General features: G+C 71.5%; 15 protein-coding genes. 6 read left to right on the top strand and 9 right to left on the bottom strand.

The features are described from left to right. Positions 1-13: 13 nt before the first annotated feature. Together ilvD and Plo01_RS25865 are read right to left on the bottom strand one after the other, a co-directional pair. Complete coding sequence (gene ilvD, locus Plo01_RS25870; protein ID WP_203893290.1) at positions 14-1,852, bottom strand: dihydroxy-acid dehydratase; 1,839 nt, start codon at positions 1,850-1,852, stop codon at positions 14-16. A gap of 229 nt (positions 1,853-2,081) precedes the next feature. Then, positions 2,082-2,777 carry a nuclease-related domain-containing protein gene (locus Plo01_RS25865; protein ID WP_239317073.1) on the bottom strand — a complete coding sequence of 232 codons (696 nt, stop codon included), beginning with the start codon at positions 2,775-2,777 and terminating at the stop codon, positions 2,082-2,084. Between the two features lie 338 nt (positions 2,778-3,115). Between Plo01_RS25865 and Plo01_RS25860 the strand changes: the two genes are divergently transcribed. Beyond that, complete coding sequence (locus tag Plo01_RS25860; protein ID WP_203893288.1) at positions 3,116-4,546, top strand: amidase; 1,431 nt, start codon at positions 3,116-3,118, stop codon at positions 4,544-4,546. Between the two features lie 106 nt (positions 4,547-4,652). On the opposite strand, the gene Plo01_RS25855 is transcribed toward Plo01_RS25860, so the two are convergent. The 4 genes from Plo01_RS25855 to pepN all read right to left on the bottom strand — a co-directional run bounded on the left by Plo01_RS25855 (position 4,653) and on the right by pepN (position 9,387). Then, positions 4,653-5,603: a hypothetical protein gene (locus tag Plo01_RS25855; RefSeq protein ID WP_203893287.1), complete on the bottom strand. Its 951-nt coding sequence runs from the start codon at positions 5,601-5,603 to the stop codon at positions 4,653-4,655. A gap of 77 nt (positions 5,604-5,680) precedes the next feature. Continuing rightward, positions 5,681-6,292, bottom strand: a complete 612-nt coding sequence (locus Plo01_RS25850; RefSeq protein ID WP_203893286.1) for a methyltransferase family protein — start codon at positions 6,290-6,292, stop codon at positions 5,681-5,683. A gap of 3 nt (positions 6,293-6,295) precedes the next feature. Further along, on the bottom strand, positions 6,296-6,655 hold the full coding sequence (locus tag Plo01_RS25845) for an ArsR/SmtB family transcription factor (RefSeq protein ID WP_239317104.1): 360 nt from the start codon (positions 6,653-6,655) through the stop codon (positions 6,296-6,298). Positions 6,656-6,819: 164 nt separating this feature from the next. Continuing rightward, positions 6,820-9,387, bottom strand: coding sequence for an aminopeptidase N (pepN, locus tag Plo01_RS25840; RefSeq protein WP_203893284.1), 2,568 nt, complete (start codon positions 9,385-9,387; stop codon positions 6,820-6,822). Between the two features lie 241 nt (positions 9,388-9,628). On the opposite strand from pepN, the gene Plo01_RS25835 reads away from it, so the two are divergent. Next, the gene (locus Plo01_RS25835) at positions 9,629-10,249 is read left to right on the top strand and encodes a mycothiol-dependent nitroreductase Rv2466c family protein (protein WP_203893283.1); all 621 of its coding nucleotides are present in this window, start codon (positions 9,629-9,631) and stop codon (positions 10,247-10,249) included. 275 nt (positions 10,250-10,524) lie between these two features. Then, positions 10,525-11,934, top strand: a complete 1,410-nt coding sequence (locus tag Plo01_RS25830; RefSeq protein WP_203893282.1) for an aldehyde dehydrogenase family protein — start codon at positions 10,525-10,527, stop codon at positions 11,932-11,934. Positions 11,935-12,007: 73 nt separating this feature from the next. Here Plo01_RS25830 and def read toward each other — a convergent pair whose 3' ends face one another. Next, positions 12,008-12,496 (bottom strand): peptide deformylase, encoded by a 489-nt coding sequence (def, locus tag Plo01_RS25825; protein WP_203893281.1) that lies wholly within the window; start codon positions 12,494-12,496, stop codon positions 12,008-12,010. Positions 12,497-12,595: 99 nt separating this feature from the next. Here def and Plo01_RS25820 point away from each other — a divergent pair, with 99 nt between their 5' ends. Continuing rightward, positions 12,596-13,063 carry a ribose-5-phosphate isomerase gene (locus Plo01_RS25820; RefSeq protein WP_203893280.1) on the top strand — a complete coding sequence of 156 codons (468 nt, stop codon included), beginning with the start codon at positions 12,596-12,598 and terminating at the stop codon, positions 13,061-13,063. 29 nt (positions 13,064-13,092) lie between these two features. On the opposite strand, the gene Plo01_RS25815 is transcribed toward Plo01_RS25820, so the two are convergent. Further along, positions 13,093-13,242 carry a hypothetical protein gene (locus Plo01_RS25815; protein ID WP_203893279.1) on the bottom strand — a complete coding sequence of 50 codons (150 nt, stop codon included), beginning with the start codon at positions 13,240-13,242 and terminating at the stop codon, positions 13,093-13,095. A 43-nt stretch (positions 13,243-13,285) separates the two neighbouring features. Next, positions 13,286-14,533, bottom strand: coding sequence for a GNAT family N-acetyltransferase (locus tag Plo01_RS25810; protein WP_203893278.1), 1,248 nt, complete (start codon positions 14,531-14,533; stop codon positions 13,286-13,288). A 118-nt stretch (positions 14,534-14,651) separates the two neighbouring features. Between Plo01_RS25810 and Plo01_RS25805 the strand changes: the two genes are divergently transcribed. Next, positions 14,652-15,767: a PP2C family protein-serine/threonine phosphatase gene (locus tag Plo01_RS25805; protein WP_203893277.1), complete on the top strand. Its 1,116-nt coding sequence runs from the start codon at positions 14,652-14,654 to the stop codon at positions 15,765-15,767. A 312-nt stretch (positions 15,768-16,079) separates the two neighbouring features. Beyond that, positions 16,080-16,262 (top strand): hypothetical protein, encoded by a 183-nt coding sequence (locus Plo01_RS25800; protein ID WP_203893276.1) that lies wholly within the window; start codon positions 16,080-16,082, stop codon positions 16,260-16,262. The last annotated feature ends 116 nt before the right edge of the window (positions 16,263-16,378 follow it).

Below are 16,378 nucleotides of genomic sequence, written 5' to 3'. Positions count from 1 at the left end.
TGCCGGGGACTCCCTAGCGGGAGAGCTGGGACAGGTCGCGGGAGGCCCCGGTGGAGGCGGAGGTGGTGAGGGCGGCGTAGGCCTGCAGGGCGGCGCTCACCGGGCGGTGACGGTCGCGCGGGCGGTAGCGGCCCAGATCGGCCAGGAGCCTCTCGCGGCGGGCGGCCAGCTCGGGCTCCGCCACCTTCAACTCGATCGAGCGGCCCGGGATGTCGATCTCGATGACGTCGCCGTCCTCGACCAGGGCGATGGCGCCGCCCTCGGCGGCCTCCGGGGAGGCGTGGCCGATGGACAGGCCGCTCGTGCCGCCGGAGAAGCGGCCGTCGGTGATCAGGGCGCAGGCCTTGCCCAGGCCCTTGCCCTTCAGGAACGAGGTCGGGTAGAGCATCTCCTGCATGCCCGGCCCGCCCTTGGGCCCCTCGTAGCGGATGACGACGACGTCGCCCTCCTTCACCCGGTTGTTCAGGATGCCCTCGACGGCGTCCTCCTGGGACTCGAAGACCACGGCGGGCCCGGAGAACTTCCAGATGGACTCGTCCACCCCGGCGGTCTTGACGATGCACCCCTCGACGGCGATGTTGCCGTAGAGCACGGCCAGGCCGCCGTCGCGGGTGTAGGCGTGCTCCATGTCGCGGATGCAGCCGCCCTCGCGGTCGAGGTCGAGGGAGTCCCAGCGGGCCTCCTGGGAGTAGGGCCTGACGGTGCGGACGTTGCCGGGGGCCGCGTGCCACAGCTCCACCGCCTCGGGCAGCACGTCGGGCGAGCGCACGTCCCAGGCGGCGAGGTAGTCGCCCATCGTGCCGCCGTTGACGGTGTGCGCGTCCCGGTGGATCAGACCGCCCCGGGCGAGCTCGCCGAGGATGGCGGGGATGCCGCCGGCCCGGTGGACGTCCTCGACGTGGTACTTGTCGGTGGCGGGGGCGACCTTGCTCAGGCACGGCACCCGCAGCGAGATCTCGTTGATCTCCTTGAGGCCGAAGTCGACCTGCGCCTCGCGGGCCGCGGCCAGGATGTGCAGGATCGTGTTGGTCGAGCCGCCCATCGCCACGTCCAGGGCCATGGCGTTCTCGAACGCGTCCTTGGTGGCGATGCTGCGCGGCAGCACGCTCTCGTCGTCCTGCTCGTAGTAGCGGCGGGTGATCTCCACCAGCTGCCGCCCGGCGTCCTGGAACAGCTTCTTGCGGGCCTTGTGGGTGGCCAGGATCGTGCCGTTGCCGGGCAGCGCCAGGCCGATGGCCTCGGCCAGGCAGTTCATCGAGTTGGCGGTGAACATGCCGCTGCACGAGCCGCAGGTCGGGCAGGCGTTCTCCTCCATCGCCAGCAGATCCTCGTCGGAGACGCTGTCGTCGGCGGAGGCGATCATCGGGTCGATCAGGTCGAGCTTCTTGCCGGGCGTCTTGCCGGCCTCCATCGGCCCGCCGGAGACGAAGACCGTGGGGATGTTGAGCCGGAAGGCGGCCAGCAGCATGCCCGGAGTGATCTTGTCGCAGTTGGAGACGCAGATCATCGCGTCGGCGCAGTGGGCGTTCACCATGTACTCGACCGCGTCGGCGATCAGCTCGCGGCTCGGCAGGGAGTAGAGCATGCCGCCGTGGCCCATCGCGATGCCGTCGTCCACCGCGATCGTGTTGAACTCGCGCGGGATCGCGCCCGCCTCGCGGATCGCCCCGGCGACGACGTCGCCGACCTCGCGCAGATGGACGTGCCCGGGGACGAACTGGGTGAAGCTGTTGGCCACCGCGATGATCGGTTTGCCGAAGTCGCTGCCGGCTACGCCCGTCGCCCGGAGCAGGGCCCGGGCTCCGGCCATGTTCCTGCCGTGAGTGACCGTACGAGACCTGAGGGCGGGCATGACGCTTCTCCCATCATCGACACTGGGTCTTCAAATGGTACGGCCGTCGCCCGCTTGGTGAGACCCGAGGTCCACTTGACGGACGCCGGGGCCGGGGAGAGCGGGGGCGGGACACGGAGGAGACGGGCGGGCAGAAGCCGGTGCGCGGACGCCGCCGCGGGAACGAGAACGCCCGGCGGGCCGGGCCGCCGGGCGTGGATGGACGGGGGAGTCCCGCGGGGGGACGGGGTCAGCGTTCGGAGGAGACCTGCTCGGTCCGGGTCATGCGGGACGGCGGACCCTGCTCGGGAGCCTCCGGGTAACGCGGCGGCAGCACCCGCTGGGCCGCCTCGTAGATCCTGGAGATCTCGGCGTCGGTCAGCGACCGCTCCCGCTTGGTGATCCACTTGCGGACGTGGCCGCCGTCGAAGACGTCGACCTCGCGGATGTTGAGGACCTTCCACGGGATGGCCGGGCCGTAGATCGCCAGGGAGGGGATGACCATGATCTCCCGGCCGAGCTCCGCGCCGATCAGCTCGGAGGCCCGGCTGGCCTCCCAGCGGGCCTCGTCGAGGCGGGCCTTCTGGGAGAACGGGCCCAGGAACAGCTTGCGGTGCGACTGGGCGCGGACCGGGAGCCGCTTGTCCCACTTCTCGGAGTCGACGGCGTAGATCCCGGTCGGCCCGACGACCAGGTGATCGATCTGGGCGTCGCTGTCCGGGATCGCGCGCGCGTGCAGGGTGCGGTAACCCCGCCGCTCCAGGCCCTTCAGCTGCGCCTCCGTGCGCCGCTCGGCGACCGAGGCGCGGCGCCAGGCGGGAACCGTCGAGTTCGAGCGGGCGCGCACCACCGTGTCGGCGATCGCCGCCGCGATCGCCGCCGTGACGCCCATGCGCCAGCTGATCAGCAGGAACCCGACGGCGACCCCCGCGACGACGGCGATCACTACGCGGCGTACCAGCGGGCGGTAGCGGGGATGGCTGAGCAGACTCAGCAGTGAGACGCGTTCGACGGGCGCGTACGTAGACGAATGCGTGGGCGGACGAGGCGTCGCCCTTTTGGCGGTCGGGCCCTCGCCGGCCCAAATCGGTGACGTAATGTTACCGTCTTCTGGCACCTGACCGGAATCCACGTAACTCACGGTAGCTGACCTTCAAACGGGGTGCCTAGTACTCCGCAACTCACACTTTTGTGACCGCCGTCACCCGCATGGCGGTACGCGGTAGCGGGTATCTATACATATCTCTCTAGATAACCCTGCTGATTCCGCCTACCGTGCGGGGCGTGGCAGAAATACATGATCTCACCGCTCTGGAGCAGGCGGCGGCCGTACGCCGCAGGGAGATCTCGCCGGTCGAGATCACCGAGCACTACCTCGACCGCATCGGGAGACTGGACCCCGATGTCGGCGCCTACGTGACCGTGACCCCCGAGCTGGCGCTGGAGCAGGCGCACAAGGCCGAGGCGAGAGTGCTCGCCGGCGAGGTCGAGGAGAACGCCTCGCCACTCCTCGGGGTGCCGATCCCCATCAAGGACCTCAACCTGGTCAAGGACGTGCCGATCCACTTCGGCTCGGCGACCTACGACGACTTCGTCGCCCCGGTGGACGACAGCGTGGTCGAACGGCTGAGGGAGGCCGGGACGGTCATGCTCGGCAAGACGGCCACGCCCGAGTTCGGGATGCCCTGCTACACCGAGACCTCCGTCTCGCCGCCCACCCGCACGCCGTGGGACCTGTCCCGCTCGGCCGGAGGCTCCAGCGGCGGGGCCGCCGCCGCGGTCGCGGCGGGCCTGGCGCCGGCCGCCCAGGGCAGCGACGGCGCGGGCTCGATCCGGATCCCGTCCTCCGTCTGCGGGCTGTACGGCATCAAGCCCACCCGGGGCCGGATCAGCTTCGCCCCGATCATCCCCGACCTGGCCGGGCTGTCCACCAACGGCCCGATCGCCAGGACCGTCGCCGACGCCGCCGTGCTGCTGGACGCGATGGCGCACAACAACCCCGGCGACCTCTACCACGCGCCGCCGCCGGAGCTGGGCTCGTTCGCCGCCTACGCGGACCGGGATCCCGGCCGGCTGCGGATCGCCCGCTACGCCGAGCCGCTGGTCCCCGGCGCGGTGGTGGACCCGGAGGTGCTCGCCGCCTACGAGCACGCCTCGGAACGGCTGGCCGCCCTCGGGCACGAGGTGGTCGACATCGCGCCGCCGTTCTCGGCCGACCTGGTGCCGCAGTTCGTCACGCTCTGGTACGCGTTCGCGTGCATGCACCCGGTGGACCTCACCAAGCAGGACCGGCTGCGACCGCTGACGGCCTGGCTGCGGGAGCGCGGCTACGCCACCCCCGCGCCGGACTTCCTCCAGGCCCAGTCGGCGCTCCAGCTCGCCACCCGGTTCGGCCTGCTGGTGACCGACGAGTACGACGCGGTGCTCACCCCGACCGTCACCGCCCCGCCCCGTCCCGTGGGCTGGTTCGAGGAGGGCGGGGACCCGGAGGAGACCTTCGAGCGGATGAAGCGCTTCGCCGCCTTCCCCGCCATCTACAACGTCAGCGGCCAGCCCGCGGTCAACCTGCCGCTGTACTGGACGGAGGACGGGCTGCCGATCGGGGTCATGCTGGCCGCGCGGTTCGGAGACGAGGGCACGCTGATCTCGGTCTCCGCGCAGCTCGAGGCGGCCGCGGGAGGTTTCTGGGGCGAGCGCCGCCCGGCCGTCTGGTAGGAGGCGCCGCGTGGTCCGGCGGGTCGTGCCGTCCGGGCGGCTGACGGGGCGCGTCGCCCGGTCCGGCGGGTCGTGCCGCCCGGTCCGGCGGGCCGGGGCGCTCCGGTCAGCCGGATCGCAGCAGCGTCACCAGGTGCGCGGCGATGTCGTCCAGCAGCGTCGAGGTCGGCACCGGCGCGGCGGCGATCGAGGAGAACAGGCTGGGCAGGCCGGGGAGCGGGAAACCGTCCTCCGCCGAGGCCGCCTGGCCCACCTCGCTCTTGGCCAGCACGACCCGGCTGCGCTGCCAGGCCTCCTGGACCTCCTCCGGGGAGGGCACGCCGAAGCCGTGCCCCACCGGGGCCGCGTGGCGCAGCCGTACCAGCGGGGTGTCGGCGAAGGCCAGCGCCACCCGCGCGCGGGCGGCGAGGTCGTCGCGGCGCTCCGGCTCCACCCAGTCCATCGCGGTGCACGGGTTGCGGCAGTCGGCCACGCACGTGGCCAGAGCCCCCGCCACCTGGCTGTGCTGCCGGTCGAAGTAGGCCCGCCAGCCCTCGGCGGGCTCCCCGGCCACCCGGAGGGTCCGGTTGGCGGCCGACTGCTCGGGCTTGGTGTGGTCGCACTCGCGGTCGCCGATCACGCCGAACCTGCTGCCCGGGGCGGTGAGCCCGGCGGGCCAGCGGGCCGGGTCGCCCGCGTGGCCGAGCACCGTCTCGAAGGCGAGCAGCGGGAGATACTCGCTGGCGATGTGCAGGGCGGCGACCATGGGGCTGAGCTCTCGCCGGTGCCACCGGACCGAGATCACCTCCAGCAGCAGCCCGTAGGCCGGGCGCAGCGACTCCAGCGCGCCGCGCGGCTGCTCCTTGGGGGTCTGCGGCATGGTGCACGCCCGGGCGCGCCGCCGCAGCGCGGGCGGCACCTCCCGGGCCTCGACCGCGAAGTCCTCGGCGTCGAGGGAGAGCAGCCGCTGCCCGAACTCGCAGACGGCCGCGACCACCGGGTCGTCGGTGAGCGCCTCCAGGTCGGCGAAGGCGTGTCGCCGGGCGAGCGTGACGAGCACGTCCTGTACCGAATCCACGCTCAGACGATATCGGCGATCCGGCGGTGGCCGTTCCATCCGGAATCCGGGGAAGCGGTGGCCGCCGCGGCCGTCCGTCAGTGAGCGTGGGGCAGGCGTCCGACGCCGGGCAGGAACCGGCCGACGCCGGCGGCGTAGTGCCGGTAGGCGCACCCGTGCACGCGCCGCAGGTAGGGCTCCTCCACCGCGCGCACCTGCAGCTGGACGGAGGTCACCAGCGTGACGAGGGCGAGCAGGGCGACGGGGTTGGGCGTCATCAGGGTCAGCCCGCAACTGGTGGTGATCATCGCGGTGAAGATCGGGTTGCGGGCCAGCGCGAACGGTCCGTCGGTGACGAGGGCGGTGCGCTCGGAGGCGTCCACGCCGATCCGCCAGGAGGCGCCCATGGCCAGCTGCGCGGCCAGGGTGGCCACGGCGCCGCCCAGGGCGATCGCCAGGCCGGCGGCGCGGGCGAGCGGGTGGTCGAGCGCGGACAGGGGCGCCAGACCGGCCAGGGCGGCGACCGGCCCGGCCAGGCCCAGGACGAGGGCGGCGACGAAGGCGAGCTTGGCCCACCACGACAGCGAGCCGACCGGGCCGGCGTCCAGGCGCAGTCCGCTGTCGCCGGTCCGGCGCCAGTGCAGGAACGTGCGCCAGCCGAAGGCCAGGCCCGAAGCGATCAGATACAACAGCAAAGCGGTGAGGGCCATGAGTCAGTCCTTGTCGCGGTGGATCGGGCACAGCGCGACCGCGTGGCCGGTGGCGGCCAGAAGTTGCTCGGCGGCGGCCAGCAGGTCCATCAGCTCGGGTCTGGTGAGGCTGTAGAACGACTGGCGGCCCTCGGTGCGGTAGTCGACCAATCCGCAGTCGCGCAGGCAGGCCAGATGCTTGGAGACGGTGGACTGCGCCAGTGCGAGCTGGGAGGTCAGGTCCACCACCCGGGCCTCGCCGCGGGCCAGCCGCTGCACGATGCGCAACCGGGTCTCGTCGGCCAGGGAGTGGAACAGCGCCGCGGCCGGGGAGACCCCCGCGGCGATGCCGGCGCTGACGCACCGGTCCTCTTCAGGATCAATCGTCACATGGCGATGATATTCCATGATTGGGATGAGTTGGCAAGAGGGGACGGTTTCCCGCCGTGCCGCCCCCGCCGGAAACCCGCCGGAAGCGGGTCCGCCCCCGCCGGGTTTCCGGCGGGGGCGGGTCTGCGTGGTTCCGGCGGTCGTTCAGACCGGACCGGCTAGGCGGATGCGGCGTCCTTGGCGCGGGCGCGCAGGGCCCGGCCGATGCCGTCGGCGCCCTCCAGGAGCAGGCGCTTGAGCGCCTGCGTCGGCCGGGTCTCCTCGATCAGCCGCTCGGTCTTGGCCACGGTCTCCGGGGAGACGGCCAGGGCCGGGTAGCAGCCGACCGCGAAGCTCTGGGCGCTGTCGAAGGTCCAGGACTCCCAGATGCGGCCGATCTCGGCGAAGTACCGGTCGGCGTAGGGCTCCAGCAGCTCCGGGTGGCGCGGGTCCATGAAGCCGAGGATCGTCGAGCGGAGCAGGGCGCCGCTCAGCTTGCCCTCGGTCATGGTCGTCCAGGCGGTGGCCTTGCCGTCGGCCGTGGGGATCGAGGCCCGCGCCAGGGCGGCCGAGCGCTCGCCGGTGGCGGTGGGGTCGCGCAGCAGCTCGGTGGCGATGTCCTCCTCGCCGAGCACGCCGTTGGAGACCAGGGCCTGGGTGAGCGTCCAGCGCAGGTCGGTGTCGACGGCCAGCCCCTCCAGCGCCGCCGTGCCGTCGAGCAGGCCCTTGAGGAACGCCAGGTCCTCGGCGGAGGAGGCCACCGCGGTCAGGGCGTTGACGTAGGCGAGCTGGTGGTCCGAGCCGGGCTCGGCGGCCTCGGCCAGCGAGCGCAGCGAGGAGGCCAGCAGGGCCAGGCCCTCGGCGCGCCAGGCGGGGTCGGCGTACTGCTGGACGGCCTGGCGGGCCTGGCGGAGCACGGTCTGGGTGACGGTGATGTCCTTGACCGAGGAGATGCCGGAGGTGACCAGCGCCACGTAGTCGCGGGTGGACATCTCGGCGTCGCGGGTCATGTCCCAGGCGGCCGACCAGCACAGCGCCCGGGGCAGCGACTCGGCGAACTTGACGATGCCGCCCTCGACGAGGGTGCGCAGCGAGCGCTCGTCCAGCCGGATCTTGGCGTAGGTCAGGTCGTCGTCGTTGATCAGGACCAGGTCCGGCTGGACCTCGCCGACCAGCTCGGGCACCGCCGTACGGGCGCCGACCACGTCCAGCTCGACCCGCTTGACCCGTACCAGGACGTCGCCCCGCAGGGCGTACAGGCCGATGGCGACGCGGTGCGAGCGCAGCGTCGGGTAGTCGGCCGGGGCCTCCTGCAGCACGTCGAAGGCCGTGAAGCGGCCCTCGGCGTCGACCTCGAACGACGGGCGCAGGGTGTTGACCCAGGAGGTCTCCAGCCACTCCTTCGACCAGGACGACAGGTCGCGGCCGCTGGTGCGCTCCAGCGCGCCCAGCAGGTCGGCCAGCTCGGTGTTGCCCCAGGCGTGCTCGGTGAAGTAGTCGCGGACGCCCGCCAGGAAGTTGTCCAGGCCCACGTAGGCGACCAGCTGCTTGAGGACGGACGCGCCCTTGGCGTAGGTGATGCCGTCGAAGTTGACCTCGACCGCGTGCATGTCGACGATGTCGGCGGCGATCGGGTGGGTGGAGGGCAGCTGGTCCTGGCGGTAGGCCCAGGCCTTCTCCACGTTGGCGAAGGTCGTCCAGGCGCCCTGGCCCCAGCGGGTGGCCTCGGCCTGGCACAGCACGGAGGCGTAGGTGGCGAACGACTCGTTCAGCCACAGGTCGTCCCACCAGCGCATGGTGACCAGGTCGCCGAACCACATGTGCGCCATCTCGTGCAGGATCGTCTCGGCGCGGCGCTCGATGACCGCGTCGGTGACGCGCGAGCGGAAGACGTAGTCCTCCAGGAAGGTCACGCAGCCGGCGTTCTCCATCGCGCCGGCGTTGAACTCCGGCACGAACAGCTGGTCGTACTTGCCGAAGGGGTAGCGGACGCCGAAGATCTTGTGGAAGAAGTCGAAGCCCTGGCGGGTGAGCTCGAAGATGTTGTCGGCGTCGAGGTGCTCGGCCAGCGAGGCGCGGCAGTAGACGCCCAGCGGGATGCCGTCGTGCTCGGAGGTCACCTTGTGGTACGGCCCGGCGCACAGGGCGGTGATGTAGGTCGACATCACCGGGGTCGGCGGGAAGTGCCAGCGCTTGGCGTCCTGCAGCGCGCCGTGCTTGCCGCGGTGGCCCTCCAGCTCCTCGACCTCGTCGGGGGCGGCGTTGGAGATGACCTCCCAGTGGGAGGGCGCGAGCACGGTCAGCTCGAAGGTCGCCTTCAGGTCGGGCTGGTCGAAGCAGGCGTACATCCGGTGGGCGTCGGCCGTCTCGAACTGGCTGTGCAGGTAGACGCTCTTGTCGACCGGGTCGACGAAGCGGTGCAGGCCCTCGCCGGTGCGCATGTAGGCGCAGTCGGCGTCGATGCGCAGCTCGTTGCTCTCGGCCAGGTTCGGCAGCGGGAGCCGCCCGGTCTCCGGGTCGTAGGCGGCCACGTCCAGCTCGGCGCCGTTCAGGACGGCCGTGCGCACCTTGGCGCCGGCCAGGTCGATGAACGTCTCCGCGCCCGCCCGGGTGCTGGTGAAGCGGACCGTGGTGATGCTCTCGAAACGCTCTTCGCCCTCGGTCAGATCGAGCTCCACCGCATACGACTGCACGCTGAGCAGCCGTGCGCGCTCGCGGGCCTCGTCACGGGTCAGATTGCCTGCCACTACCGCTCCTCGTCACGACTTCCTCCGCTCCGTTGCGGAGGGCTGCCTGAATCCTGCCACGTCAGGCAGGAGATCGCCGCTTCGGAAACCCCGCGGCAGAGTGATCATCGCATATGAGCATAAAGAGGCCGTCAAGGCAATAATCCTCCGCGAAACAGGGAGACCAATCCGCCGGGGAATAGGGGGATCCTCCCCCAGGTTGTTGCGGTGCGGAATGTCCGCTGAACGAGGAAGCTGACAGATGACTGAGCGAACCCCCGTCGACCTCTGGTTCGACCCCTTCTGCCCGTTCGCGTGGATGACCTCGCGCTGGTTGCTGGAAGTCGAGAAGGTACGGTCGATCGAGCCGCGCTGGCACATCATGAGCCTCAACATCCTCAACGAGGAGAAAGACGTTCCCGACTCCTACCGGGAAATGATCGCCAAGGCCATCGGCCCGGTCCGGGTGGTCGCCGCCGTGCAGGGGAAGTACGACTCCGAGACGGTCGGCCGCCTCTACACCGAGCTCGGCGTCCGCTTCCACAACCAGGGCATGATCAAGCGGCTCGGCAGGCTGCGCGAGACCGTGGAGGAGGCGCTGGAGGCGGCCGGGCTGGACCGGACGTTCGCCGACGCGATGGAGTCCGAGGAGTACGACGAGGCGCTGCGCGCCTCGCACGACGACGGGATCAACCGGGTCGGCCAGGAGGTCGGCACCCCGGTGATCGCGGTCGGCGACGTCGCCTTCTTCGGCCCGGTCATCTCGCCCGCGCCCAAGGGCGAGGAGGCCGGCAAGCTCTGGGACGGGGTCCAGGCGGTCGCGAGCTTCGACGGCTTCTTCGAGCTCAAGCGCTCCCGGACCAGGCCGCCGATCTTCGACTGATCCCCCGGCCGGCGGTCTCCGGCCGATCTCCGGTCATCCACCCGATGTCCGCGCCGTCCCGGCGCGGACATCGGGCTGCATGCCCAAGTGTCGGGATATTACGAGTTTTTAAGAATCGCCGACTTTTCATTGGCTTATGGCGGCATCGCCCTACTCTGTGTAGGAGCGGTGTCATCCACTGCGGCGAGAGGGTCATTGCTGTACGTAATCACTCCGACACGCTGAGTAATCCATGAACTCTCGCCTTATCACGTTCCGCGCGCGAGGATGAGGGCATGCGTCACCTTTACCTGAACGGAGCATGGCAGGCGTCGGCGTCGGGCGAGAGCATCGACGTGATCAATCCCGCGACGGAGGAACTGATCGACCGGGTGCCGGCGGGCTCGCCCGCCGATGTGGACGCCGCCGTCGCCGCCGCCCGCGCCGCGCTCCCTGCCTGGTCCGGCACGGCGCCCGCCGAGCGCGGCAAGATCCTGGCCGCCGCGGCCGAACTGCTCCGGGAACGCGCCGACCAGATCGCCAGGATCATCGCCACCGACATGGGCGCCCCGTACGGCCTGGCGATGAAGGTGCAGACGTTGATGCCGGCGGGGGTGCTGGCCTCCTACGCGAGCCTGGCCGAGTCCTACGACTTCGACACCGAGCGGATCGGCAACTCCTGGATCCTGCGGGAGCCGGTCGGCGTGGTCGGCGCCATCACGCCGTGGAACTACCCGCTCCACCAGATCGTGTGCAAGGTCGGCCCGGCGCTCGCCGCCGGCTGCACGGTCGTCCTCAAGCCCAGCGAGGTGGCGCCGCTGGCGGCCTTCGCGCTGGCGGGCATCTTCGACGAGGTCGGCCTGCCCCCCGGGGTGTTCAACATGGTCAGCGGCCGGGGCCCGGTGATCGGCGAGGCCATCGCCGCCCACCCCGGCGTGGACATGGTCTCCTTCACCGGCTCCACCCAGGCGGGCCGCCGGGTCGCCGCGCTCGCCGCGACGACGGTCAAGCGGGTGGCGCTGGAGCTCGGCGGCAAGTCGGCCAGTCTGATCCTGCCCGACGCCGATCTGGCCGCGGCGGTCAAGGTGACCGTGGCCAATGCCTTCATCAACTCCGGGCAGACCTGCTCCGCCTGGACCCGCATGATCGTCCACCGGGACCAGTACGACGAGGCCGTCGACCTCGCTGTGCAGGCCGCGCGGAAATACACCGTCGGCGACCCCTTCGACGAGGGCACCAAGCTCGGCCCGCTGGTCTCCGCGACCCAGCGCGACCGGGTCATCCGCTACATCAACCGGGGCCAGGAGGAGGGCGCCCGGCTGGTGACCGGAGGGACCGACCACCCGCTGGATCGCGGGTTCTACGTGGAGCCCACGGTCTTCGCCGGGGTGGCGCCCGGCATGGTGATCGAGCAGGAGGAGATCTTCGGTCCGGTCCTGTCGGTCATCCCCTACAGCAGGGGCGAGGACGAGGCCGTCTCCATCGCCAACGGCACGCCGTACGGCCTGGCGGGCGCGGTGTGGGCGGGCGACGAGAGCCGCGCGGTCTCCGTCGCCCGGCGCCTGAGCACCGGCCAGGTGGCGATCAACGGCGGCCGGTTCAATCCGCTGGCCCCCTTCGGCGGCTACAAGCAGTCGGGCATCGGGCGCGAGCTGGGCGAGTTCGGCCTCGAGGAGTATCTGGAGGTCAAGTCGCTCCAGCTCTGACCTCCCGCGAGGCCGCGCCCGCGGGGACGGCCGGGGCGCCCGATGCCGGGGCGCGGTGTCAGGGCGTCCGGTGTCAGGGCGCCTGGAGCAGGACCTTCCTGGCGGCGTCCTTGGCCAGGCGGTCGACGTAGAGCATGCCGTTCAGGTGGTCGGTCTCGTGCTGGAAGCAGCGGGCGAGCATGCCCCGGGCCTTGACCTTCACCGGCCGGCCCAGCTTGTCGAGGCCGCTGACGGTCACCCCGGCGGCCCGGGGCGTCCTGGCGTAGATCGGCTTGCCGCTCTCGCGCCCGGGCACCGACAGGCAGCCCTCCCCGTCGAGGACCTCGGCGTCGTCGTCGATCGTCAGCTCGGGGTTGATCACGTGTCCCCTGCGGTTGCTGCAGTCGTAGACGAACAACCGCCTGCCGACGCCGATCTGCGGACCGGCGAGGCCCACGCCCTGCGCGGCGTACATCGCGGCGAACATCTCGTCGATCAGGCGGCGCAGGTCGCGGTCGAAGTCCACGACCGGCTCGGCGGGCGTGCGCAGGACCGGATCCCCGATCACTCGGATGTCGCGCATGTGGGGGCTCCCTGGTGTAAGGGCTCAGACAGTGGATCGGCTCTTACTTTAGCCGGGGGCGGCGGCCGGGCGGCCACTCGCACCTGCGAAACTGGGCGGGTGCGTGTCTACATCGGTGCCGACCATGCCGGCTATGAGCTCAAGAACCACCTCGTCTCCTGGCTGAAGGAGCACGGCCACGAGGTCACGGACTGCGGTCCGTTCGTCTACGACGCCGAGGACGACTATCCGCCGTTCGTCCTGCGCGCGGCCGAGGGGGTCGCCCGGGAGCCCGGCAGCCTGGGCGTCGTGATCGGCGGCTCGGGCAACGGCGAGCAGATCGCGGCCAACAAGGTGCGCGGCATCCGCGCGGCGCTGGCCTGGAGCGAGGACACCGCCAAGCTCGGCCGCGAGCACAACGACGCCAACGTGATCAGCATCGGCTCGCGGATGCACACCGCCGAGGAGGCGACCAGGTTCGTCGAGCTCTTCCTGGCCACTCCCTACTCGGGCGCCGAGCGGCACAGCCGCCGCATCGAGCAGCTCGCCGCATACGAGACCACGGGCGAGCTCCCGCCGCTGCCGTAACCCCTCCCGCCCGTGCCCGCACCCGGTGCTCACTTGTCCCGGGCGCGGGCCTCCTTGCGGGGCATCTCGTCGCGGAGCGGCCTGCGGTCGGCGGCCTCCTGCTGCTCGGGTGAGGGCCGGGAGACGTCCCTGGCCCGCATCGCGGTGATCGCGGTGATCTGCAAGCTCTGCAGCGCCATGCCTCCACCATAACCCGCCGGGGCGGAGTCCCCCGGGAGCCGCTCAGAAGATCAGACCGGCCCAGGGCGCGGGCTCCCACGACATCGCGGTGGACAGCTCCCGTACGGCTCCCGCCCGCGCCTCCCGGACCAGGCCCGCCTCCTGCAGCGAGGTGAGCCTCTGCCCGCCGAGGTAGGCCGCGCCCAGGGCGCCCACCGGGAGCGTCAGGTCGGCGGCCCGTCCCGGCTCCTCGCTCTCCTCGACGGGAACGCACCGGGCGGCGGAGGAGTCGGCCGTCAGCCGCCAGCGCCGGGCGTTCCACGGGCAGACCGCGTCCTCGACCTCGAACACCACGTCCACCGGGGCCGAGTAGCGGCGCGCGGCCAGGGCCCGGCCGACGTCCACGAGCCGGATCCACAGCTCGTCCATCCAGCGCGCGTGGAGCTGCCTGACGTCGGCCAGCAGGTAGGTCAGCGGGTCGTCGACCGGGCGGTTCCCGGTCGTGACCCGCGAGACCAGGTCGCGGTCCAGCACGTGCCGCCAGAGCAGGGCGCAGGCGGCCGGGTCCAGGCCGAAGAGCTCCTTCAGCCGCACCTCGCCGTCCGGCACGCCGGCGTCGTTCCAGCTGGGCTTGATCCTGAAGAGCGCGTAGCCGCGCGGGCCGCCGTCGTCCTCGACCACGACGGCGCGCAGCGGTCCGGCGCCGCCCTGGTCGGCCTCGGTGTCGGTGAGCACCGAGTTCCACCGCCCGGGGGTGCGGGCGTACAGGCCGGGGCGGCTGCCGAGCACGGCGTCGAAGACCTTCTCGAAGGTCTCCCCGGTCTCGGCGGGCTTGACGATCCGCAGCCGCAGCGCGGGGTCGACCGGCGCGCCCGGGACGAAGGCGGCGCGGTGCGTGGGGACGTCGAAGACCATGCCGTCGGCGGCTCTGCCGTACCCGAACCGCCCGTAGATCACCGCCTCGGAGGCGTAGAGCGCGGCGACCGCCTCGCCCCGCTCGCGCAGGTCGGTCAGCTGACGGGTCATCAGCGCGGTCAGGACGCCGCGGCGGCGGTGGGACGGGAGGACGCCGACGGCTGTGACGCCGCCGACCGGGATGGGGCCGCCGGGCACCGTCATGGTGAAGCTGCACACGGCGGTGACGCCCACGAGCAGATCGCCGTCGTACGCTCCCAGGGAGCGCTCGAACTCGGTGTTGGCCCGGAACAGCTCCGCGCGGTACGGGGGGATGGGACTGCCGAACGCCTCCTCGTCAACCGTGATCCAGTCGGACCAGTCGGACTCGGTCATCGGGCGCAGCGTAAGACTCATTTTTCCTACGGTAGGCACGGCAAACCATCCCGGCCATACAATATCCGTGCTTAATGATCTAGGTGTTGGTCAAGTGGGCTCCCCGAACCGGGGGCGGACCGATACAGTCAGGCGCATCATGAGTTCCCGTCCGGTGCCGTTGATCCCTACAGGGCTCCGCGCGTTCCTGGTGCGGGTCCCCTTCCTCGTGCCCGCGGTGCGCTTCATCCGCCGCGGGCTGCTGACCCGGGACCGCAACCTGCTCGCCACGCTGACCGTGCTGACCCTGGTGCTCGGCGTCCTGGCCGCGCGGGTCTCGGTCGAGTGGTTCTCGCCCGCGCTGATGATTCCGATCGTCCTCGTCGGCGGGCTCCAGCTGCGCCTGCGCAGCCTCGCCAAGCTGCTGTGCGCGATCGTGGTCGCGCTGGTCTACGTGGGCGTCGCCGGCGACTTCGGATACATCGGCCCGGGGACGCTCGCCGCCTTCGGGTTCACCTCCGTGCTGGCCGCGGTGATGGCCCGCACCCGGGGCAAGCTCGGCGTGCAGGGGCTCCGGGGCGACGTGATGCTGCTGGAGCTGCGCGACCGGCTCAAGAGGCAGAGCGAGCTGCCCGCGCTGCCCAAGGACTGGGGCGCCAAGGTGGTGCTCAAGCAGGCCGGGGGCTCCTCCTTCGGCGGTGACTTCCTGGTCTCCCTGCGGGACGGTGACACGGTGGAGCTCGCCCTGGTCGACGTCTCCGGCAAGGGCGTCGACGCGGGCACCCGCGCGCTGATGTTGTCGGGGACCTTCGGCGGTCTGCTCGGCTCGGTGGACGACTTCCTGCCCGCCTGCAACGCCTACCTGCACCGCCAGCGCGAGGCCGAGGGGTTCGTCACCGCCGTCCACGTCCGGCTCAACCTCGCCACCGGCGAGTACGCCATCACCTCGGCCGGGCACCCCCCGGTGGTCACGTTCGAGGCGGGCACGGGCACCTGGCGGGTCTCCCCGGCCAAGGGCGTGGTCCTGGGCGTCGTCCCCGACCTGCACTGCGAGCCCGACCGGGGGATGCTCCGCAAGGGCGACGCCCTCATGCTCTACACCGACGGGCTCATCGAGCAGCCCGGGCGTGACATCGACGCCGGTCTCGACCGGCTGCTCGGCGAGGCCGAGCGCCTGCTGCCCTCCGGCTTCTCCGGCGGCGCGCGCAACCTGGTCACCTCCATGTCGGCGGGGCACAACGACGACTGCGCGCTGGTGCTCATCTGGCGCCCGTGACTCCCCGCAGGCCCTGGCTCCCGCAGGCCCTGGCTTCCCGCGGGCCCTGGCTCCCGCGGGCCGTGGCTTCCCGCGGGCCTTGAAGTCTCGCGATCCGCGGTTTCTCGCCGTTCCCGGTGCTCCGCCGCCCACGCCCCTTCGTCACGTACGGCGCATGCTCGCGTGCGCACCGTGACGAATCACATGGGTCCGATCGTGGTTCTGGTCACTGGCGACGGCGGAAACCGCCTGGAATTCTCGTAACAGCTATCCAAATGAATGCCAAAGACCCCGGGATTTCCGGGGAGTGGGGCGAAAAGGATCAAATTCGTTGTGAACAGACGACATCGGCCTCGCCTTCTGCTGGACGGCGGTGAGCCGGGCGCGGGAAAGCTGCCCAAGCGCATTCCCGGTGAGGCCAAGCGGCGCATCGACCTCCTCGACGCGCAGGAGGGCGAACCTCACCCGGACGAGACCGACGGCGGCGACCGCCGCGACCTGCCGGCCACCGCGTAGCGGCCCGGCGTCGCCGTGGCGGCCCGGCGCCACGCGTAGCGGTCTGGCGCCACGCGTAGCGGTCTGGCGCCACGCGTAGCGGTCTGGCGCCACGCGTAGCGGTCTGGCGCCACGCG

The organism is Planobispora longispora (assembly GCF_016863135.1).
Taxonomy (GTDB): Bacteria; Actinomycetota; Actinomycetes; order Streptosporangiales; family Streptosporangiaceae; genus Planobispora; species Planobispora longispora.
The sequence above is the reverse complement of the archived record's forward strand: the minus strand, read 5'-3'. Positions and strand labels throughout refer to the sequence as shown.